This is a genomic window from Variovorax sp. Soil_C_26, from assembly GCF_057657075.1.
Window position 1 is genome coordinate 202,622 of the sequence record NZ_JBDGJC010000005.1, and the last position, 20,654, is coordinate 223,275.

Sequence of the window (20,654 nt, forward strand, 5' to 3'; positions counted from 1 at the left end):
TCCGGCATGATGGCGGGATGCTCACCATCTACAACGACCGCCATGCGCTGCACCAGGGCAAGGTGGAGATGTTCCGCGGCGAACTGGTGCCCTGCTTCGAGGTGCCCGCGCGCGTCGACCATGTGAAGGACGAGCTGCTGCGCCGCGGCCTCGGCCCGCTCGCGGCGCCCGACGATGCCTTCGACGAAGCGCTGCTGGCCCGCGTGCATGCGCCGCGCTACCTCGACTTCATCGCCCATGCGTGGGACGAGTGGGTGGCGCTCGATCCGTCGAACGCCGCGCGCGATGCGCTGCCTTCGTACTGGCCCACGCGCGGCATGCGGACCGACGTGCTGCCAAAGAGCTTTCCGGCGCGCATGGGCCTGTTCGCCTTCGACGCGGGCACGCCGCTCATGGCCGGCAGCTGGGCCGCGGCGCGCCACGGCGCCGCCTGCGCCTGGACCGCGGCGCAGCGGGTGGCCGCTGGAGCGGGCGCGGCCTTTGCGCTCACGCGTCCGCCGGGCCACCATGCGGGCGCCGACTTCTTCGGCGGCTACTGCTTTCTCAACAATGCCGCGGTTGCGGCGCAGGCGCTGCGCGATGCGGGCGTGGAGCGCGTGGCCGTGCTCGACGTCGACTACCACCATGGCAACGGCACGCAGGCCATCTTCTACGAACGCGGCGACGTGCATTTCGCCAGCCTGCACGGCGATCCGTTGACCGACTACCCGTACTACCTCGGTCATGCCGACGAGCGCGGCGCCGGCGCGGGCGAGGGCTTCAACCACAACCTGCCGCTGCCGCGAGGCACCGACTTCGCGGGCTGGCGTGCGGCGCTCAAAACCGCGCTCGAACGGATCGCCGCTGTGAAGGCCGGCGCGCTCGTGGTCTCGCTCGGCGTCGACACCTTCGAAGGCGATCCCGTCGCGGGCTTTCGCCTTCGAAGCGACGACTACCTGCGCATGGGCGAAGACCTCGCGCGCGCCGGCCTGCCGACGGTCTTCGTCTTCGAAGGCGGCTATGCGGTGGACGAGGTCGGCGTGAATGCGGTCAACGTGCTGCAGGGCTTCGCGCAGGCCGCGAGAAAATAGGCCCCCTGCCGCGCACGCGACAGTCATCGGGTTGCCCCGATTGCCTCCGGCCCCGGCGCAGGGCCCAATGCGCGCTTTCGTTTTATTTTCATCCGTTTCTTCTTCAGGAATCTGCCATGTCCCGCCGCTCCCTTCTCTGTTGTGCCGCAACGCTCGCCGCTTGCGGAATCCTTTCGCCGCTGTCGGCGCTGGCGCAGGCTTTTCCCGCCAAGCCGATCAAGCTGGTGATCGCTTTCCCCGCCGGTGGCCCCACCGACATCACGATGCGCCAGCTCGCCGAGAACGCCAGTAAGATCCTCGGCCAGCCCGTCATCATCGACAACAAGCCCGGCGCCGGCGGCACCCTGCCCGCGCAGGCGCTGCAGACCGCGCAGCCCGACGGCTACACCGTCGCGCAGATCCCGCTCGGCGTGTTCCGCCTCGGCTACACCACCAAGCTGACCTGGGACCCGCTCAAGGACATCAGCTACGTGCTCAACGTCACCGGCTATGCCTTCGGCATCGTGGTGCCGACCGACAGTCCGTTCAAGAAGTGGGCTGACTTCGTCGCCTACGCCAAGGCCAACCCCGGCAAGCTCACCTACGGCTCCACCGGCAACCTCACGAGCCCGCACCTCACGACCGAGATCCTTGCGCAGCAGGCCGGCATCGAACTGCAGCACGTGCCCTACAAGGGCAGCGCCGACCTGATGCTCGCCGTGCTCAGCGGCCAGCTCATGGCCGCCGCCGACAGCACCGGCTTTGCGCCGCAGGTCGAGGCCGGCAAGCTGCGCGTACTGAACACCTGGGGCGAGAAGCGCCTGGCCAAGTTCCCAGATGCGCCCACGCTGAAGGAGCTGGGCTACAACATCGTGCAGAACTCGCCGTTCGGCATCGGCGCTCCCAAGGGCACGTCGCCCGAGGTGGTGAAGAAGCTGCATGATGCGTTCAAGCAGGCGATGGAAGAGCCAAGCTACGTCGCGTCGCTGGACCGCTACGACATGCTGCCCAACTACATGAGCTCGGCCACGTACACCAAGTTCGCGCAGGACACGGTCGTGCGCGAGAAGGCGGTGATCGACAAGCTGGGGCTCGCGAAGCAGAAGTAAGAAGACAGGCAAGAAGGCCGTGGAGCCTTCTTGCTAACGTTTTGGAGTTGCATGCGCGACAGGGCAAGGGCGAGCCCTGATTGCCGCGGCAGTGGCAGGCGAGCCCAATGCGCTTTCTCATACTTCAGGAGGAAGCCATGTCTCGCCGAACGTCTCTTCTGTGTGCCGCAGCGCTCGCGCTTTGCGGGATCGCCTCGCCTTTGTCAGCGCTGGCGCAGAACTTTCCCGCCAAGCCCATCAAGCTGATCATCGCCTTCTCGGCCGGCGGTCCGACCGACGTCACGATGCGCCAGCTCGCCGACAACGCGAGCAAGATCCTCGGTCAGCCGGTCCTCATCGAGAACAAGCCCGGCGCTGGTGGCACCCTGCCGGCGCAGACGCTGCAGATCGCGCAGCCCGACGGCTACACCCTGGCGCAGATCCCGCTCGGCGTGTTCCGCATTGGCTACACCACCAAGATCAACTGGGACCCGCTCCAGGACATCAGCTACGTGCTCAACGTCACCGGCTATGCCTTCGGCATCGTGGTGCCGACCGACAGTCCGCTCAAGACCTGGGCCGATTTCGTCGCCTACGCCAAGGCCAACCCCGGCAAGCTCACCTACGGTTCCACCGGCAACCTCACGAGCCCGCACCTCACGACCGAGATCCTTGCGCAGCAGGCCGGTATCGAACTGCAGCACGTGCCGTACAAAGGCAATTCCGAGGCGATGTTCGCCATCCTCAGCGGTCAGATCATGGCGGTGTCCGACAGCACGGGCTTTGCACCGCACGTGGAGTCGGGCAAGCTGCGCGTACTCAACACCTGGGGCGAGAAGCGCCTCGACAAGTTCCCGAATGCACCCACGCTGAAGGAGCTGGGCTACAACATCGTGCAGACCTCGCCGTTCGGCATCGGCGCCCCCAAGGGCACACCGCCCGAGGTGGTGAAGAAGCTGCACGATGCCTTCAAGCAGGCAATGGAAGAGCCGAGCTACGTGGCCGCGCTCGCCCGCTACGACATGCTGCCCGACTACAAGAGCTCGGCGGACTACACCCAGTTCGCGCGGGACACGGTGAAGCGCGAGAAGGCGGTGATCGACAAGCTGGGGCTTGCGAAGGAGAAGTGATCCACGCGGCGCGCGGAATGCCGAAATTCCGCCGCTTGTAAACCCGTTGACATACGGCACTGCGCGGTCTTCCTAGACTCGCCCGCAGTTCGACGCGCGCACGCCATCACATCAGGTGGCGCGCCGTCGCAGCCCCTCGATGTCACGGATGACGCAATGCGCATTGATTTTGTTGGTCAGACCCTGCTCCTGAAGCTGGATCAGCACGTTCGAGACCATGACGCGGCTCAGTCCGGTGATGTTGGCCATTTCCTGGTGGGTGAAGGCGATGCCGATCACCGTGCCGACCGTCGACGGCTCGCCGTAGGTGTCGGCAAGCTGCACCAGGTGATGGATCACGCGCTGTGCGGCGGTGGCCTGGCTCAGCAGCAGGTTCTGGTTGGCGAGTATGCGCAGCTTGACGTTGGCCAGCCACAGCACCTGGCGCAGGCAGGCAGCGTCGCGTTCCATGCATTGGAGCAACTGCGCTCGCCCGACCTGGCGCGCCACCACGTCCGACGAGGCCACGGCCGTCACCGAATGCCTGCCGTCCAGGAAGGCACTGCATTCGCCCACCATGCCGTGCGTTCCCACGATCGCCATGTGCTTCTCATGCCCCGCGGCCGACAACAGCACCAGCCGCACGCGGCCTTCTTCCACCACGTAGACGTGGCGCACGGGGTCGCCCTGGAAGAACAGGGTCTCGCCCTTGCCGAAACGCACGAGAGGTGCGTCGTCGGCGGCTGTCAGCGCTTTCCAGCAGAAATGCGGCAGTTCGATCCACGCAGAGGGCGTTCTCGCCGGGTCGGCAGTCTTGTTCATCGCTCCAAGGCCTTGCCGTGGTGCAAGGCAGTTTCATGAAACATCCATTCTCTTCCTACCGAAAGCTCTTTCCCATCCTGGCGCACACGGCCCAGCTCTCCAGTTGCTCGCAGAGCGCCTTGAGCCTGCCGGTGCGCCAGGCGATCGACGACTATCTCGATGTCTGGGTCCGCCGCGGCGCGGACTGGGGCTACTGGATGGAGCAGGTGGCGCTGGCGCGCGCCGAGTTCGCGCGGATGATCGGCGCGGACGCGAACGACGTGGCGGTGCTCGGCAGCGTCTCGGATGCGGCCTCGAGCATTGCTTCGACGCTGCGCTTCGAACCGGGGCGCGACACCGTTGTGACCACCACGCTGGACTTCCCGTCGCTGTGCCACGTGTGGCTCGCGCAGCAGCCGCGCGGCGCGCAGGTGCGCCTCGTGCAGGCGCAGGCCGGCGAGGCTCGCGCCGCCGACCGGATCGTCGAGGCGATCGATGCGCGGACCGCGCTGGTCTCGGTATCGCAGGCCTGCTACTACGACGGGCAGATCGTCGACATCGCCGCCACCGGCCGCGCCGCGCGCGCCGCCGGCGCCATCCAGTTCGTGGATGCGTACCAGTCGGCGGGAGCTATCGACATCGATGTCCGCGCGCAAGACGTCGACGTGCTCGCCGCCGGTGCGCAGAAGTACCTGCTCGGCATTCCCGGCATCGCTTTTCTCTACGTGCGGCCCGCACTCGCGCAGCAGCTCACGCCGACGGTCACGGGCTGGTTCGGCCGCGTGGACCCGTTCGCCTTCGATCCCGCGGGGCTCGACTTTGCCGACGGCGCGGCGCGCTTCAACACCGGCACGCCGCCCATGATGTGCGCCAGCGTGGCGCGCGCGAGCATGGCGTTGCTCAACGAGATCGGCATTCCGGCCATCGAGTCCTATCTGGCCGGGCTCTCGGCCGTGGCGCTCGAGGAAGCCGCGCAGCTCGGGCTGTCGGTCGCGAGCCCGGCGCTGCCGGCCGTGAAGGGCGCCAACACGGCCATTCGCGTGCCCGGCAACTCGGCCGCGCTCGAAGCGCAGATGCTGAAGGCCGGCTACGTGGTCTCGGCGCGCAACGACGTGGTGCGCATCGCGCCGCACTTCTACAACACGGCCGACGAAGTGGTCGGCGCACTGCGCGCGCTGGCGCAGCTGACCCGATGACGACCACGGCCCATTGCGCGTCGGTACGGTGCAGCGTGACGGCAGGGCGCGCGCAGGCGTTCCTGGCCGACGGCCTGCGGCTCGGCCGCTGGGCGCTGGGCTGCTGGCAGGCGGAGCCGGTCGGCGACGGCGTGGTGCGCGGCCATTCGCTGTTCGATGGGCAGCCCGCGTGGGTCCGGCCCGTGGCCGATGCGCAGGGCTTCGGCGTGACCTACCACGTCGGCGATTCGGCGGCCACGCTGGTCCCGCGCATCCGCGCCACGGTCGAGCCCACCTCCAACGGAACCGCCTGCCACATCGGCCTGCACGCGGAGCGCACACCTGGCATGGACGATGCACGCTGGCTGCGGCTGGTGCGCTGCCACGAGGTGGAGGTCTTGCTGATCGAAGCGCAATTGATGGCGCTGCAGGCTTTGCCACCTCCCGCCGCCCCTCTTTGACAACCCTGGAGAAGACATCATGCAACGACGAACATTCGGTCCGGCCCTCGCGGCCACCCTGCTGGCGCCCTGGTTGTCGGCGCCGCTGCCGGCGCGTGCGAAGCGCCCGGGCGGACCGATCCGCGTGCTCGTGGGCTTCTCGCCTGGCGGCGCCACCGACGTGGTGGCGCGTGCGCTGATCGAGCGCCTTGGCAAGGCCATGGACGGGCAGCTCTTCATCGTCGAAAACCGGCCCGGCGCTGGCGGACAGATCGCGGCGCAGCTGCTGAAGGCGGCACCGCCCGACGGTGGCACGATCATGCTGTCGATCGACCACACCCAGGTGATCGTGCCGCTCACCATCGCCGCGGCGGGCTACGACCCCGTGGCCGACTTCACCGCGATGGCCGGCGTGGCCACCTACTACAACGTGATCGCTGTGAGCTCGCGCATCGGCGTCAAGACGCTGCCCGAACTCGGCGCCTGGATGAAGGCCAACCCGAAGGAGGCCAACTACGGCATCCCCGCTGCCGGCAGCGTGCCGCAGTTCATCGGCCAGATCGTCGGCCGCTCCTTCGGCGTGGCGGTGAACCCCGTGCCTTACAAGGGCGGCGCACCGATGGTGCAGGATCTGCTGGCCGGCCAGGTGCCGATCGGCATCGCGTCCATGACCGAGCTGATCGAACACCACCGCGCGGGCAAGGTGCGCATCCTCGCCAGCTCCGGCACTGAGCGCAGCCGTACCGCGCCGGACATCCCCACTTTTCTGGAGCTCGGCTTCAAGGGGGTCGACAAGAATCCCTGGCTGGCCTTCTTCGGTCCGAAGGGGCTGCCGCAGGAATTCGTGCTGCAGTTCGACGGCGCGGTGAAGGCGGTGCTCGCGCAGCCTGATCTGCAGGAGAAGCTGGCCCGCATGGGCAACGAAGTACTGGCCGCGCCCGCGCGCGAGGTGCAGCAATGGGTGGTCGATGCCACGGCGCACTGGGGCCGCGTGATCCGCGAGACCGGATTCAAGCCGGTATGAAAAGCATCGACGAACCCGGCACCGGCCGCCGTTTCATCCAGAGCGGATCGCCGTACGAGGAACTCGCCGGCTATTCGCGCGCCGTGGTCGACGGCGACTGGATCATGGTGTCCGGCACCATCGGGCAGGACTTCGCGAGCGGCGAATTTCCGGACTCGGCCGAAGCGCAATGCGAGTTGGCACTCGACACCATCGAAGCGGCGCTGGCCGAGGCGCAGTCCGATCTCGGCGACGTGCTGCGCGTGCGCGTCTACGTGCCCGACCGCGGCGACGTGGTGGCCGTCAGCCAGGTGCTGCGCCGCCGGCTCGGCGCGAACCGTCCCGCCAACACCACCGTGTGCTGCCCGCTCGCGGTGGCGCAGGCGAAGGTCGAGCTCGAGGTGACTGCGCGGCGGCGCCGAGGCGCGCCGGATTCCGCCTGAAGCGGCGGTCAGGCGATCCATTTGTTGTTCTTGTTCACTGTTCTTGCCAAGGATCCTTCGATGAGCCTTCTCACGCAACTCGCCCAGGCCATGGGCAACCGTTCGGTCCGCACCATCGACCTCACGCACACCCTGAGCGAGGATTTCCCCGCGCTGCAGCTGCCGCCGCAGTTCGGCCAGGTGGCAGGCTTCAAGATGGAGCGTATCTCCCATTACGACGAGGCGGGACCGGGCTGGTACTGGAACAACTTTTCGTGCGGCGAGCACACCGGCACCCACTTTGATGCGCCCGCGCACTGGATCACCGGCAAGGACCATCCGCACAACACGGTCGACACCATCGAGCCGGGCGCCTTCATCGCGCCCGCGGTGGTGATCGACGCCAGCGCCGAGGTGGCGCAGAACGACGACTGGCTGCTCGATGTCCCGTTCCTGCAGGCCTGGGAATCGCGGCATGGCCACATCCCCGAAGGCGCATGGGTGCTTCTTCGCACCGATTGGTCCCGCCGCGTCGGCGACCCGGCGGCCTTCGTCAATATGCGCGAGGACGGCGCGCACACGCCGGGGCCCACGCAGCAGGCTGTCGAATGGCTGATCGGCGAGCGACGGGTGCACGGCTTCGGCGTCGAGACCATCAACACCGATGCGGGCCAGTCCTATGGCTGGCCGATCGCGTACCCGTGCCACACGCTGATGCACGGCGCGAACAAATATGGGCTGCAATGCCTGCGGAATTTGGACCAGTTGCCGCCGACCGGCGCGCTGATTGTTTCGGCGCCGCTGAAGATCCGGGGCGGGTCGGGGAGTCCGCTGCGGGTGCTGGCGCTGGTGGAAGACTGAAGGGGGAAATTCCCGAGGTCCCGAGTAGCGAACGCGAACAGGATTCGAACGACTTGATCTGGTACACGTTCGAGCTCAGTGGACGCTTAAGGTGGTCCGATGGAGCGAAATGTTCTGCATCATTTAGGCGCCAATCTACTGAGCTTTTCCGCCATCCGCGTCTGCCATCCCGGACCGGTGGCACGCCAGCGTTGAATGACGTCTTCGGTCAGGCGAATGGAGATCAGCCTCTTCGGATTCTCCGATCTGGGCCTTCCTCCTTTATTGACAACGCCACGCTCGAGCATTTCATCGGTGAGTTCGGGAAGCTCTTCGTACTCGGCCGGCTGAATGACATGTCTTTCGACACGCTTCATATCAGAGCCCAAGGATGGGGCCAATGCGTGCTTGCTCGCGGTCATTTGCTTTCCTCATGCTGAAGACATGGCGATCCGCGCCACGCGGCGTGTAGCCCACCACGACAAGTCGATCCTCAAGCAGCCCGAAGCAGATGATCCGCTTTTCGCCGTAGTCCCTGCGTTGATCGACGGCCTCGAATGTCATCCCTGCGAAGACGTGCCTGGCGTCTTCAAAGTCCAAGCCTCGCTCGTTCAGAGTGTCTTCGCGCTTGGCCTTGTCGTAGGTGATTCGCACATTGTTAATGTAGCTACGAAAACTAGTCCTGGCAAGTCCTGCAGCAGCGCCCGCGTTTCTCGGCTTTTGGATCGCCGACTCAACGCGCCCCCAGCACCGCCCGCACCGCCTCCGCAAAGCCCGCCCCCCTCTCGCCCTGCGTCACATAGCGCGGCAGGTGCTCCAGCTGCGGCACGAAGCGCGCCACGTTCGCCACGCCGATGCTGTGCGCGAAGCTGCGGAACATCAGCTGGTCGTTCGTCGAATCGCCCACGTAGGCCCAGCGGTCGATCTCGTCGTCGAGCGTGCGGCCCCAGAGTTCGCGCGTGATCCAGCGCGCGCCCTCGAGCTTGTCGTTGTCGCCGTACCAGCCATTGACGTGGATGCTGCTCACGGTGGCGTGCATCCCTTCGCTGCGCATCAGGGCGACCACCTGCGCGATGGTGTCGTCGCCGAGCTGCACGAACTCGCTGTGGTCGATGGCGATGTCGGTCTCGCGGCCGGCCGAGTCGGTGGCGCGCCGGGCGCCGGGGATCTCGCGCTCGATGCGTGCGAGCACGGCCTGCATGCGCGCGAAGTTGGCGGCGCGGGTCGCCGCGTCCTGCTGGTAGCGCTTCTGCAGCTTGCCGCCCGGAAGCGGCAGCAGCGCCACCGCGCCGTTCTCGGCCACGATCGAATCCACGGGCCAGGCCGAGACGAAGGGCTCGCTCCAGCCCACGGGGCGGCCGGTGATGGCCACCACGTGCAGCCCGGCGGCCTTGAGGTCGGCAAGCGCCTGCAGCGCGTCGGGCGTGATCGCACCGTCGGTTGTCAGCGTGTCGTCGATGTCGGTGAACACGCCCATCAGGTTGGCGCGCGCGGCGGTCGGCCACTGCCTGAGCGACAGCAGGTGATGGGGCGAAGGGGGCAGGGGAGGCGGCGGTTGCATGGCGGTGAATCGGTGGGGAGCCGTGATCCTACGGCGCTTTCGTGGTGTAGCATCCCGCCCCCGCAGCGCCATCGGGCGGTGCGCCGCCTGCTTCCATGTCCCACATCGCCGTCGACCGACTCCGCAAGACCTACCGCATCTCCGAGCGCGACCCGGGCGTGATGGGCGCGTTGCGCGGGCTGGTGCAGCGCCGGTACCGCACGGTCGAGGCGCTCTCCGGCGTGTCGTTCTCGCTGGAGCGCGGTGAGCTGCTGGGCTTCATCGGGCCGAACGGCGCGGGCAAGTCGACCACCATCAAGATCCTCGCGGGCATCCTGCGGCCCGACGGGGGCAGCGTGACGGTCGACGGGCGCGATCCTTTTGCCGACCGCGAACGCCACGTGGCGCGCATCGGTGTGGTGTTCGGCCAGCGCACCCAACTCTGGTGGGACCTGCCCGTGGGCGACGGCTTCGACCTGCTGCGCGACATCTACCGCGTGGACGCCGCGCGCTACCGCCGCACGCGCGACGAACTGGTTGCAGTGCTGCAGCTCGAGCGCGTGCTCGACCAGCCGGTGCGGCAGCTGTCGCTCGGCCAGCGCATGCGCGCGGAGATCGCGGCGGCGCTGCTGCACGAGCCCGAGATCCTGTTTCTCGACGAGCCCACCATCGGCCTCGACGCGCCCTCGAAGCTCGCGGTGCGCGACTTCGTGCGCCGTGCCAATCGCGAGCGCGGCACCACAGTGCTCCTGACCACGCACGACATGCACGACATCGAGGCGCTGGCGCGGCGCGTGATCGTGATCGGCCACGGCCGCGTGCTGGCCGACAGCCCGGTGGAGGCGCTGCGCGCGCAGGTACTGGCCGAGCGGCGCCTGGTGGTCGATTTCGCTGCCGGTGCGGAACTGCCCGCGCAAGTGGACGGCGCGCGGGTGCATTCGCGCGACGGCCAGACGCTGGTGCTCGACTTCGATCCGGCCAAGACCGCCGCGCCCGCGCTGATTTCGCGCATCGCGGCCGCGCATGCCGTGGAAGACATCCGCCTCGAGGGCCTGCCGATCGAGGCCGTGATCGCGCGCTTCTATGCCATGCACGGAGCGGCCGAAGCGTGAACCTCCGGACCCGCGCGCGTCCCTACGCGGCCGCTTTTGCGTCGCGCTTCCTGCAGATGCTGCAGTACCGCACCGCCGCGCTCGCGGGCTTTGCCACGCAGTGCTGGTGGGGCGGCATCAAGGTGATGGTGCTCGCTGCGTTCTATGGCGGCGCGGCAGTCGCAGGCTCGCCGATGTCGCTGGCCCAGGCCGTGACCTACACCTGGCTCGCGCAGGGCCTGCTCGCGCTGCTGCCGTGGCTCGGCGACCCCGAAGTGGCGCAGGCGGTGCGCACCGGCGCCGTGGCCTATGACCGGTTGCGCCCGGTCGATGCCTATGCGCTGTGGTTCGCGCGCAGCGCTGGCTGGATCGCCGCGCGCGTGCTGCCGCGCGTGGCGCTGATGGCCGCCTTCGCGGCCGTCGCGCTGCCTCTGGCCGGGTTTGACAACTGGGCCTGGCAGCCGCCCGCGAGCCTGGCCGCCGCGGCCGCGTTCCTCGCGTCGGCGGTGCTGGCGCTGCTGCTGTCGACGTCGATGGTGATGCTGCTCAACATCGCGGCAGCGGCGGCGCTCAACGAACGCGGCATCAATGCGCTGGCGGCACCGGTGGTCATCGTGTTCTCGGGCAACCTGCTGCCGCTGGCGCTGCTGCCCGATGCGTGGCAGCTGGCATTGCTGCTGCAGCCCTTTGCGGGCATCGTCGACATTCCCGCGCGGCTGTATTTCGGTATGGTGCAAGGGCCGCAGGCGTTGGCCGCGCTCGGCCTGCAGTGCTTCTGGATCGCGGCGGTGGTCGCGATCGGCCACCGGGCGATGCACCGCACGATGCGCAGCCTTGAAGTGCAGGGCGGCTGAGGGGCGTTGAAGCGATGGGATCGACCGCGCTCTTCCTGCGCCTCGTGCGCGCCTCGCTCGCCGGGCAGGCCCGCTATCCGGCGTCGGCGCTGATGCTGACGCTGGGGCAGTTCCTCGCGACCGGCATCGAGGTGGTCGCGGTCTGGGCGCTGTTCCACCGCTTCGGCGACGTGCAGGGCTGGACCCTCGGCGAAGTCGCCGTGTTCTACGGCTTGGTCAACTGCATGTTCGCCGTGGCCGATGCGCTGGGGCGCGGCTTCGACGTGCTGGGCACCGAGTTCTTGCGCACCGGCGCCTTCGACCGGCTGCTGCTGCGCCCGCGGCCGCTGGTGCTGCAACTGATGGGCCACGACTTCCGCATCAGCCGCCTGGGACGCCTGCTGCAGGGCGTGCTGGTGCTGGGTCTCGGCACCGCGCAGACGGGCATCGGCTGGACGCCCGATGCGGTGGCGGTGGCGCTGTTTGCGCTGGCCGGCGGCGTGGCGCTGTTCCTCGGCATCCTCGTGCTGCAGGGCACGCTGTCGTTCTGGACCGTCGAAAGCCTGGAGCTCGCCAACGTGCTGACCTATGGCGGTGTGCAGGCGGCGCAATATCCGTTGGCGCTCTATGCGCAGTGGTTCCGCCGCGTGCTGACCTTCATCGTGCCGCTGGCCTGCGTCGCCTACTACCCGGTGCTCGCGATCCTCGGCAAGCCCGATCCGCTCGGCGCGCCGCCGTGGCTGGGCTGGGTCTCGCCGCTCGCGGGCTTCGTGTTCCTTGCGGCGGCGTTCGGCGCGTGGCGCGTGGGCCTGCGCCGCTACGCTTCCACCGGCAGCTGAACAAAGAGCAGGCTACCCGGCGTTCTGCAGCGCCAACCCCGCATGCTCGCGCAGCGGATGGAAGTGGATCTTCGGAAAGCGCTCCTGCGCCAGCCGCACGTCGTAGGGCGAGGTGCACAGGAAGGCCAGCGTGTCGGCCGCGTCCTTCGCCATGCGCTGCGGGTACGCGTTGACGAACTCGCGCAGCTCGGGCGGCGCGTCGGCCGTGATCCAGCGCGCGCCGGTGTACTGGCAGCCTTCGAGCCGCACGTCGGCGTCGTACTCGGCCTTCAGGCGGTGCTGCACCACTTCGAACTGCAGCTGGCCCACGGCGCCGAGCAGCATCGGTCCGCCGATCTCGGGGCGGAACACCTGGATCGCGCCTTCCTCGCCGAGCTGGGCCAGGCCCTGCTGCAGCTGCTTGGTGCGCAGCGGGTTCTTCAGGATCACGGTCATGAAGAGCTCGGGCGCGAAGAACGGCAGGCCGGTGAACTGGAGCGACGCGCCGTCGGTGATGGTGTCGCCGAGCTGCACGCCGCCGTGCGTGGTGAAGCCGACGATGTCGCCCGCGTAGGCTTCTTCCACCGCCTCGCGGCGCTGGCTCATGAAGGTGACGACGCTGGTCGGCCGCAGCTCCTTGGCGGTGCGCTGCACCTTGAGCTTCATGCCCGGCGTGTACTTGCCCGAGGCCATGCGCACGAAGGCGATGCGGTCGCGGTGGTTGGCGTCCATGTTGGCCTGCACCTTGAAGACCACGCCCGCGAAGTCGCGGTCCTCGGGCTGGATCTCCTTGACGACCGGCTGCCGGTTGACCAGCGTGGTGCTGGTGCGCGACTGCGGCGAGGGCGCGAGGTCGACCAGCGCCTCGAGCACTTCCATCACGCCGAAGTTGTTGACGCCGGAGCCGAAGAACACCGGTGTCTGCTTGCCTGCCAGGAAAGCCTCGCGGTCCCAGGTGGGGGAGGCGCCGGTGGCGAGCTCCATGCTTTCCATCGCCGACTCGAAATCGGCGCCGAAGCGCTTGGTGAGGGTGTCGCGTTCACTCAGCGGGATGGTTTCGAAGTCGTGCGGCAGCCGCTCGCTGCCCGATTCGAACACCGTCATCGCCTGCGTGCGCAGGTTCATGATGCCGCGGAAGCTCTTGCCCTGGCCCACGGGCCAGGTCATCGGCACGCAGGGCATGCCGAGCTCGCGCTCCACCTCGTCGAGGATGTCGAGCGGCTCGCGCACCTCGCGGTCCATCTTGTTGACGAAAGTGATGATCGGCGTGTCGCGCTGGCGGCAGACCTCGATCAGCCGCCGCGTCTGCGCCTCCACGCCGTTGGCCGCGTCGATCACCATGAGCGCCGAGTCGACGGCCGTGAGCACGCGGTAGGTGTCTTCGGAGAAGTCCTTGTGGCCGGGCGTGTCGAGCAGGTTGATCACGTGGTCGCGGTACAGCATCTGCATGACCGACGAGGCCACCGAGATGCCGCGCTGCTTCTCGATTTCCATCCAGTCGGAGGTGGCGTGGCGCGAGGCCTTGCGCGCCTTCACCGAACCGGCGATCTGGATCGCGCCCGAGAACAGCAGCAGCTTCTCGGTCAGCGTGGTCTTGCCGGCGTCGGGGTGGGAAATGATGGCAAACGTCCGTCTGCGCCTGACTTCATCAGTGAATGGGCCGTGAGCCATTGATCACTCTCTTGTCTGTGTGCACACAGTTGTGCGCGTTTTCAAAGCTGCTCCAGGGGAGCAATGCAGCATAATAACCTAAAAATTACTTGACATCAAAACCTAGAATTCGTGCAACAATAAAACCTAATTATCACGAAGCAGAATTCCCTAACAATGGCAACGCCCGCAGACAAGCTCGCCCAGTCCCTCGCTGCCTTGAAGGCACTACAGGACACGCGGGCGGTCGCCATTCGAGCCTCCGACCTGACGCGCGTTCATCGGGAGCGCCTGCTCAGGAATGGCTTCATCCGTGAAGTGATGAAGGGCTGGTATGTCCCGGCCAGGCCTGACGGCGCGGCCGGGGAGAGCACCGACTGGTATGCCTCGTTCTGGCCCTTCTGCGCAGCCTACCTGACGGAGCGGTTCGGGGAGGACTGGTGCCTCGGCGCAGAGCATTCCGTCGCGCTGCATACCGGCAACTGGGACGTGCCGCGTCAGCTCCTCGTGCGCGCGACACGCGGCGGCAACAAGCCGACCGGGCTGCTGCACGACACGTCGATCTTCGACCTGCGCCTCGAAGTTCCCGCTGCCCGAGACATCGAGGTGGTGGACGGCCTGCGTCTCATGCGCCTGCCCACGGCCCTGGTTGCCTGCGCGCCCGGGCACTTCGCGGCGCACGCGGTCGAGATGCGGGCAGCACTCGCCATGATTGCCGATGCCTCCGACGTTCTGGCGCGCCTGCTCGACGGGGGACACAGCAGCATCGCCGGACGGCTCGCCGGCGCCTTCCGCAACATCGGCCGCGACCCGATTGCGGAGACGATCACCGCGACGATGCGCACGGCTGGCTACACCGTCAACGAAACCGATCCCTTCAACGACCGCCCGTCGGTCGCGATCGGACAGCGGGAAACATCTCCCTCCGTCAACCGGCTGCGCATGTCCTGGGCAGAAATGCGCGGGCCCGTGCTGGAGCGCTTTCCGCGTGCGCCCGGCCTGCCCGTCGACGCCGCGGCGTATCTGCGCCAGGTGGAAGACGTCTACGTGGCCGACGCGTACAACTCCCTCTCCATCGAGGGCTACCGGGTCAGCGCCGAACTGATCGAGCGCGTGCGTTCCGGCAGCTGGAACCCCGACACCGCGGCAGACCGCGCGCATCGGGACGCACTGGCGGCCCGTGGCTACTGGCAGGCCTTCCAGAAGATCAAGGAAACGCTGGGCCGGATTCTGCAAGGGCTGAACGCAGGGGAGGCCGCGCAAGCCGACCACGGCACCTGGTACAGGGAGATGTTCGGCCCCAGCGTCGCGGCAGGCATCCTGAAGCCTGCGGATCTCGCGGGCTATCGCAGCGGGCCCGTGTTCATTCGCCAGTCCATGCATGTGCCGCCGCGCAGCGAAGCCGTGCGGGCGTTGATGCCCGCCTTCTTCGATCTCCTGCGCGAGGAGCCGGAAGCTTCGGTGCGGGTCGTGCTCGGCCACTTCTTCTTCGTGAACATCCATCCGTACTTCGACGGCAATGGACGCATGGGCCGCTTCCTCATGAATGCGATGCTGGCATCGGGCGGGTATCCATGGGCCATCATTCCGCTGGCCCAGCGGACCCGCTACATGGCCGCGCTCGAGGCAGCGAGCGTCGGGCGGGACATCCGGCCGTTCGCAGCACTTCTTGCCGAGTTGGTGGCCGCCGGCAAAGCGCCTTAGCCCATCGGCGCAGCCTCCGCGTCAGTGCTGCAGGATCTTCGACAGGAACTGCTGCGCCCGGTCCGACCGCGCCGCCGGGTTGCCGAAGAACTCCTCCTTCGGGCAGTCCTCCACGATGCGGCCCTGGTCCATGAAGATCACGCGGTGCGCGACCTTGCGCGCGAAGCCCATCTCGTGGGTGACGCACATCATCGTCATGCCCTCGCGTGCGAGCTCGACCATCACGTCGAGCACCTCGTTGACCATCTCGGGGTCGAGCGCCGAAGTGGGCTCGTCGAACAGCATCGCGACCGGGTTCATCGCAAGCGCGCGCGCAATGGCCACGCGCTGCTGCTGGCCGCCGGAGAGCTGGCCGGGGTATTTGTGCGCATGGGCGCGCATGCCGACGCGCTCGAGCAGCGCCATGGTGGCGGTGCGCGCCTCGCCGGCCGAGCGCTTCAGCACCTTCTGCTGCGCGATCGAGAGGTTCTCCTCGATCGACAGGTGCGGAAAGAGCTCGAAGTGCTGGAACACCATGCCCACGCGCGCGCGCAGCTTGTTGAGGTCGGTCTTGGGGTGGCCCACCGAGACGCCGTCGACGGTGATGCTGCCGCTCTGGAACGGCTCCAGCGCGTTGACGCATTTGATGAGCGTGGACTTGCCCGAGCCCGAAGGCCCGCAGACCACCACCACTTCGCCCTTGCGGACCTGGGTGGTGCAGTCGGTCAGCACCTGGAAGGCGCCGTAGTGCTTGTTGACGTGGCTGATGTCGATCATGGCGGGTTCCTGCGCAGTGCTTCAGCGCGCGAGCAGTTGATGGAGAACGTTGGCGACCACGCAGGTGGCGCGGCGCAGGTCGTCGAGCGGCACGCGCTCGTCGGCACGGTGGCCGTTGGCCTCGAGCAGCGACTCGGGGCCGGCGCCGTACATCACGGTCGGGATGCCGGCCTCGCTGTAGAGGCGCGCGTCGGTGTAGAGCGGCACGCCGATCGGCGTGACCGGCTTGCCCATCACCTCGCTGGCCTCGCGGCACACCAGCGCGGCAAAAGCGTCGGCGCCGGGCGCGGGCGCGAACGGCCGCGCCAGCAGGATCTGGCGGATCTCCACCGAGATGCCGGGCAGGCCGCGGCAGGCCGCCTCGATCACCTCGCGCAGCGCGGCCTCGACGGCCTCGGGCGATTCCTCGGGCACGATGCGGCGGTCGATGCGCAGGCTCAGCTTGTCGGCCACCACGTTGGTGTTGATGCCGCCCTCGATCAGGCCGACCACCATCGTGGGATGGCCGATGCCGGGCGTGCGCGAGGGGTGTGCGGCGAGGCCGTCGCGGTAGCGGTAGAGCGCGGGCAGCAGCGTGGCCGCGGCTTCGATCGCGTCATGGCCGGTGTCGGGCCGCGCGGCATGCGCCGAGGTGCCGCGCAGCGTCACCTCGAGGTGCAGGCAGCCGTTGTGCGCCACCACCACGTGGTGCGAGAAGGCGGCCGACAGCACGTAGTCGGGCTGGCTCAGGCCTTTCGACAGGATCCAGCCGGGGCCGGTCATGCCGCCGGTTTCCTCGTCGTAGGTCAGGTGCAGCTCGACCGCGCCGGCCAGTGCGGTGCCCGAGGCGGCCAGGTGCTTGAGCGCGCGCAGCGCGAAGGCGTAGGTGGTGAAGTCCGACTTCGACACCGCGGCGCCGCGGCCGTAGAGCCAGCCGTCGCGCACTTCGCCGCCGTAGGGGTCGACGCTCCAGCCCGCGCCGGGCGGCACCACGTCGCCGTGCGCGTTGAGCGCCACCACGGGGCCGCCTTCGCCGAAGCGTTCGCGCACGATCAGGTTGATGGCGCTGCGCATGCCGTGCGCGGCCGCGAATTCGGCCGGCACGGCATGGCGCTCGACCTCGAAGCCCATCGCCTCGAGCAGCCCGGCCGTGAGCTCGGCATGCGGCGCGCAGTCGCCGGGCGGGTTGTCCGAAGGGCAGCGCACCAGTTCGGCGAGGGTGCGCACCTGTTCGTCGAAATGCGTGTCGATGAAGTCGCGCAGCGTGGCGCGCGCCGGGGAGGTGTCGGTCAGGGTGGTCATGCGGTCGTCAGAGAAAGCGGTCGATGAGGAAAGGCGTGAGGTCGACGTCGGTGCGACCGTGCACGAGCAGGTCAGCCACCAGCCGCGCCGCGATCGGCGCGAGCGTGTAGCCGTTGGAGGTGACGGCGTTGAAGAAGCCGGGGTGGCCGGGCACCTCGCCGAGGATCGGGGCGCCGTCGATGTTGACGTTCATGCCGGCCCAGCAGCGCACCACGTGCAGGCCGCGCACCGCGGGCAGCACATGGCGCGCTACCCAGAGGTTGCCTTCGATGCTGTCGCGCACCGCGCGGTTCAGGCGCATGTCCTCGGCGAAGGCCGCGGTCCAGCCGCCGCCGACGATCAGCCCGCCGCTCGCGGCCTGCTTGAGGCTCAGGTGGCGGTCGGCATGCGCGACGAGGTGGTTGACCAGCGGCGGCGCGGGCTCGGTCACGATCATCTGCAGCGGCGCGCCCTTGACGGGGATCGCCACGCCGAGCATCTGGCCGATGGTGCTCGACCAGGCGCCGCTCGCGTTGACGATGCGCCCGGCATGGATGGTGCCGCGCGAGGTGCGCACCACATAGCCCGCGCCATCGCCCGGCCGCGCCTCGATGCCCTGCACGTCGCAGCCGCGCAGCAGGCGCGCGCCCTGCGCCTGCGCACGCCGCGCCACCGCGTAGGTGGCGCGCAGCGGGTTGATCTTGCCTTCCATCGGACACAGCTCGGCGCCGAGCAGCGCGCCCGACAGGGCCGGCGCGATGCGCCGCAGTGCGTTGCCGTCGATCACCTGTGCATCGATGCCATGGCTGCGCTCCAGTGCCGCCTTGGCCTCGAGGAAGCGCATGCCGGCCTCGCTGTCGGCCACCATCAGGCCGCCGGTGATCTTGATCTCGAGGTCTTCGCCGCAGTCGGCCTCGATCTCCTGCCACAGCCGCACCGACATCGGTCCGAGCGGCAGCGTGGCCGCGGCCGGCCCGCCGCCCTGCTGCGCCTTGGCGCCGAAGTCGAACGAGAGCAGCTGCACGTGCAGGCTGCCCGCGTTGGCGCCCGAGGCCTGCAGGTTGATGTCGTCGCGGTCGGCCACGGTCACGTCCTGCCCGGCCTTCGAGAGGTAATAGCCGAGGCAGGCGCCCAGCACGCCCGCGCCGATCACGAGCACGTCGGTGCGCAGCGCCTCGAACGGCGCCTCCGTGACGGGGCGCGCAAGGTTCGGCGTGATGGCGGGTTTGTGGCCGCCCCACTCGGGCTTCTCGAAGCCGAGCGCGCCGGCCGGCACGGGTTTGGCCGGTGGGCGCGGCGCGAAGTACTGTTCGGCCTCGGGCGCGCGGCCCGTGAGTTCGCCGACGAGGCGGCCCGCGGTGGCGGCGCAATAGCGCGCCTGGCAGCGGCCCATGCCGAGCCGCGTGTTGCGCTTGAGCGCGGCCAGCGTGTCGGCGCCCGCGCGGATCTGTTCGCGCACGGAGCCGAAGCTGATTTCCTCGCAGCGACACAGCAACGTGTCGTCGGGCACCGCGGCCAGCGAGACGGGCGGCGGCGCATAGAGCGACCAGAGCGCCTGCTGGAAGCACTCGGCCCGCTGCAGTTGCCGGCGCGCCTCGCCGGGCTCGCCCGCCTGCAGCCCCAGGTTGCGCGCCGCCGCGGTGCCGGCCAGCGTGCCGCGGGCCAGCGCCACGCGCGAGCCGCCCAGGTCGGCGCCATCGCCGACCACGAACACGCCGGGCAGGCTCGTCGCGCCGTCTTCCTGCGTGACGGTGGCGAGATAGCCCAGGTGCCGCGGGTTCACGTGGTGCGTGCAGCCCAGCATGCGCGCGAGTTCGGTGGACGGGATGAAGCCAAAGCCCAGGCACAGCGTGTCGGCATCGAGCTGCCGCTCGGTCCCTGGCATCGCCCGGCCCTTCGCGTCGATGCGCGCGATCTGTATTGCACGCAGGCCCTCGCCGGCGGCGGCCTCGGCCGCCACGACCGTGTGTTCCCACAGCAGCGGCACCCCGTGCGCACGCAGCGTGCGCAGGTAGCGCCAGCCGTCGCGCAGCAGGTCGGGGGCAGTGCGGGCGGCGGCCAGCAGTTCGCGCCACTGGCGTGCAGTTGGGCGCGCGGCCGATTCGAGCACCGCGACCACTTCGGCACCGCCCGCGAGCAGTTCCGCCGCGAGCTGCAGGTTGAGCGGGCCGTTGCCCGCGATCACGACACGGCGGCCCGGCGCCACGCGGTAGGCGCGCGCGAGCGTCTGGCCGGCGCCCGTGGTCATCACGCCGGGCAGCGTCCAGCCGGGAAACGGCACCGGGCGTTCGTAGGCGCCAGGCGCGATCACCAACTGCCGGCAGTCGACCACGGTGGCGCGGCCATTGACGATGGCCGCCACTTCCTGCGCGGAGAACGCGGCCCACACCTGCGCGCCCTGGAGGATGTCGACGCCGGCCGCGCGGACCTCGCGTTCGAGCGCCAGGCCCTGCGCAAACTGGCGGTCCGCCGGTGTGGCGGCCGCGTGCGAAGGCGCGAGCGGCTTGTAGAACTGGCCGCCGGACTGCAGGCGCTCGTCGAGCACCAGCACCTGGGCCCCGGCACGGCGCGCGGCCAGCGCCGCCGACAGGCCGGCCGGGCCCGCGCCGACGACGAGCACATCGACCTGCAGGCGCGCCGGTTGCGCGTGGGCCTCGGGGGCGAGCGGGCGCAGCGGGTCCTCGGCGGTGCCGGCGGGCTGCGCCGAGCGCACCTGCTGGCCGTCGGCGACTTTCGTGAGGCAGGCGCGCTGGCTGGCCATGCCGTCGACGGTGACCAGGCAATCGAAGCACGCGCCCATGCCGCAATAGAGACCGCGGCGTTCGCCAGCGCGCGTGTGGCGCAGCGCCTTGTGGCCGCCGGCGGCCAGCGCGGCCGCGATCGTCTCGCCTTCCAGCCCGTCGACCGGCGCGCCGTCGTACCAGAAGCGCACGGGGCGGCCGGCCGGGGTGATCGAGGAATGGTGCAGTCGGGCGGGCATGGGTTAGGGGAAGCGAGAACAAGAAGGGCGTTGACGCGATCGAGTGTATACGTATACTCGACGTATACAAATACCGAGTTACCCCGACTTCCGAA

At 68.8% G+C, this 20,654-nt stretch carries 20 protein-coding genes; 12 read left to right on the plus strand and 8 right to left on the minus strand.

Annotated features, from left to right (window positions below; translation table 11 throughout):
• Positions 1–17 precede the first annotated feature (17 nt).
• The 3 genes from AC3A6G_RS16670 to AC3A6G_RS16680 all read left to right on the plus strand — a co-directional run bounded on the left by AC3A6G_RS16670 (position 18) and on the right by AC3A6G_RS16680 (position 3,267).
• Positions 18–1,070: a histone deacetylase family protein gene (locus AC3A6G_RS16670; RefSeq protein ID WP_487874089.1), complete on the plus strand. Its 1,053-nt coding sequence runs from the start codon at positions 18–20 to the stop codon at positions 1,068–1,070.
• A 116-nt stretch (positions 1,071–1,186) separates the two neighbouring features.
• Positions 1,187–2,158: a Bug family tripartite tricarboxylate transporter substrate binding protein gene (locus tag AC3A6G_RS16675; RefSeq protein WP_487874090.1), complete on the plus strand. Its 972-nt coding sequence runs from the start codon at positions 1,187–1,189 to the stop codon at positions 2,156–2,158.
• 137 nt (positions 2,159–2,295) lie between these two features.
• Positions 2,296–3,267 carry a tripartite tricarboxylate transporter substrate binding protein gene (locus AC3A6G_RS16680; protein ID WP_487862380.1) on the plus strand — a complete coding sequence of 324 codons (972 nt, stop codon included), beginning with the start codon at positions 2,296–2,298 and terminating at the stop codon, positions 3,265–3,267.
• 111 nt (positions 3,268–3,378) lie between these two features.
• On the opposite strand, the gene AC3A6G_RS16685 is transcribed toward AC3A6G_RS16680, so the two are convergent.
• Entirely contained in the window at positions 3,379–4,068 is a 690-nt protein-coding gene (locus AC3A6G_RS16685; RefSeq protein ID WP_487874091.1) for a Crp/Fnr family transcriptional regulator, read from the minus strand.
• Positions 4,069–4,103: 35 nt separating this feature from the next.
• Here AC3A6G_RS16685 and AC3A6G_RS16690 point away from each other — a divergent pair, with 35 nt between their 5' ends.
• The 5 genes from AC3A6G_RS16690 to AC3A6G_RS16710 are packed head-to-tail and all read left to right on the plus strand — an operon-like array spanning position 4,104 to position 7,948.
• Positions 4,104–5,243, plus strand: a complete 1,140-nt coding sequence (locus AC3A6G_RS16690) for an aminotransferase class V-fold PLP-dependent enzyme (protein ID WP_487874092.1) — start codon at positions 4,104–4,106, stop codon at positions 5,241–5,243.
• The gene (locus AC3A6G_RS16695; RefSeq protein WP_487874093.1) at positions 5,240–5,683 is read left to right on the plus strand and encodes a hypothetical protein; all 444 of its coding nucleotides are present in this window, start codon (positions 5,240–5,242) and stop codon (positions 5,681–5,683) included. Before AC3A6G_RS16690 ends, AC3A6G_RS16695 begins: the two co-directional genes overlap by 4 nt.
• A 19-nt stretch (positions 5,684–5,702) precedes the next feature.
• The gene (locus tag AC3A6G_RS16700) at positions 5,703–6,686 is read left to right on the plus strand and encodes a Bug family tripartite tricarboxylate transporter substrate binding protein (protein ID WP_487874094.1); all 984 of its coding nucleotides are present in this window, start codon (positions 5,703–5,705) and stop codon (positions 6,684–6,686) included.
• Positions 6,683–7,108: a RidA family protein gene (locus tag AC3A6G_RS16705; RefSeq protein ID WP_487862385.1), complete on the plus strand. Its 426-nt coding sequence runs from the start codon at positions 6,683–6,685 to the stop codon at positions 7,106–7,108. The genes AC3A6G_RS16700 and AC3A6G_RS16705 overlap by 4 nt, the downstream gene beginning before the upstream one ends.
• 60 nt (positions 7,109–7,168) lie before the next feature.
• Positions 7,169–7,948, plus strand: a complete 780-nt coding sequence (locus AC3A6G_RS16710; protein ID WP_487874095.1) for a cyclase family protein — start codon at positions 7,169–7,171, stop codon at positions 7,946–7,948.
• A gap of 119 nt (positions 7,949–8,067) precedes the next feature.
• Here the strand turns inward: AC3A6G_RS16710 and AC3A6G_RS16715 are convergent, their stop codons facing one another.
• From AC3A6G_RS16715 to AC3A6G_RS16725, 3 genes are all read right to left on the minus strand, one after another.
• Positions 8,068–8,304, minus strand: coding sequence for a BrnA antitoxin family protein (locus AC3A6G_RS16715; RefSeq protein WP_487874096.1), 237 nt, complete (start codon positions 8,302–8,304; stop codon positions 8,068–8,070).
• A gap of 1 nt (position 8,305) precedes the next feature.
• Entirely contained in the window at positions 8,306–8,581 is a 276-nt protein-coding gene (locus tag AC3A6G_RS16720; protein WP_487874097.1) for a BrnT family toxin, read from the minus strand.
• A 79-nt stretch (positions 8,582–8,660) separates the two neighbouring features.
• On the minus strand, positions 8,661–9,488 hold the full coding sequence (locus AC3A6G_RS16725; protein ID WP_487874098.1) for an HAD-IIB family hydrolase: 828 nt from the start codon (positions 9,486–9,488) through the stop codon (positions 8,661–8,663).
• Positions 9,489–9,583: 95 nt separating this feature from the next.
• Here AC3A6G_RS16725 and AC3A6G_RS16730 point away from each other — a divergent pair, with 95 nt between their 5' ends.
• Genes AC3A6G_RS16730 through AC3A6G_RS16740 form a run of 3 tightly spaced genes read left to right on the plus strand, consistent with a single transcriptional unit; the run spans position 9,584 to position 12,230 of the window.
• Positions 9,584–10,579 carry an ABC transporter ATP-binding protein gene (locus tag AC3A6G_RS16730; protein ID WP_487874099.1) on the plus strand — a complete coding sequence of 332 codons (996 nt, stop codon included), beginning with the start codon at positions 9,584–9,586 and terminating at the stop codon, positions 10,577–10,579.
• A 56-nt stretch (positions 10,580–10,635) separates the two neighbouring features.
• Complete coding sequence (locus AC3A6G_RS16735; protein ID WP_487874206.1) at positions 10,636–11,412, plus strand: ABC transporter permease; 777 nt, start codon at positions 10,636–10,638, stop codon at positions 11,410–11,412.
• 14 nt (positions 11,413–11,426) lie between these two features.
• Positions 11,427–12,230, plus strand: a complete 804-nt coding sequence (locus tag AC3A6G_RS16740; RefSeq protein ID WP_487862390.1) for an ABC transporter permease — start codon at positions 11,427–11,429, stop codon at positions 12,228–12,230.
• 12 nt (positions 12,231–12,242) lie between these two features.
• Here AC3A6G_RS16740 and AC3A6G_RS16745 read toward each other — a convergent pair whose 3' ends face one another.
• Positions 12,243–13,880, minus strand: coding sequence for a peptide chain release factor 3 (locus tag AC3A6G_RS16745; protein ID WP_487862391.1), 1,638 nt, complete (start codon positions 13,878–13,880; stop codon positions 12,243–12,245).
• A gap of 156 nt (positions 13,881–14,036) precedes the next feature.
• Here AC3A6G_RS16745 and AC3A6G_RS16750 point away from each other — a divergent pair, with 156 nt between their 5' ends.
• Positions 14,037–15,563 (plus strand): Fic family protein, encoded by a 1,527-nt coding sequence (locus tag AC3A6G_RS16750; RefSeq protein ID WP_487874100.1) that lies wholly within the window; start codon positions 14,037–14,039, stop codon positions 15,561–15,563.
• Between the two features lie 21 nt (positions 15,564–15,584).
• Here the strand turns inward: AC3A6G_RS16750 and AC3A6G_RS16755 are convergent, their stop codons facing one another.
• From AC3A6G_RS16755 to AC3A6G_RS16765, 3 genes are read right to left on the minus strand one after another with little or no spacing between them, the layout of a single operon-like run.
• Entirely contained in the window at positions 15,585–16,319 is a 735-nt protein-coding gene (locus AC3A6G_RS16755) for an amino acid ABC transporter ATP-binding protein (RefSeq protein ID WP_487874101.1), read from the minus strand.
• Between the two features lie 21 nt (positions 16,320–16,340).
• Positions 16,341–17,600 (minus strand): M20/M25/M40 family metallo-hydrolase, encoded by a 1,260-nt coding sequence (locus tag AC3A6G_RS16760; protein WP_487874102.1) that lies wholly within the window; start codon positions 17,598–17,600, stop codon positions 16,341–16,343.
• Between the two features lie 7 nt (positions 17,601–17,607).
• The gene (locus tag AC3A6G_RS16765; protein WP_487874103.1) at positions 17,608–20,559 is read right to left on the minus strand and encodes an FAD-dependent oxidoreductase; all 2,952 of its coding nucleotides are present in this window, start codon (positions 20,557–20,559) and stop codon (positions 17,608–17,610) included.
• Positions 20,560–20,654 lie beyond the last annotated feature (95 nt).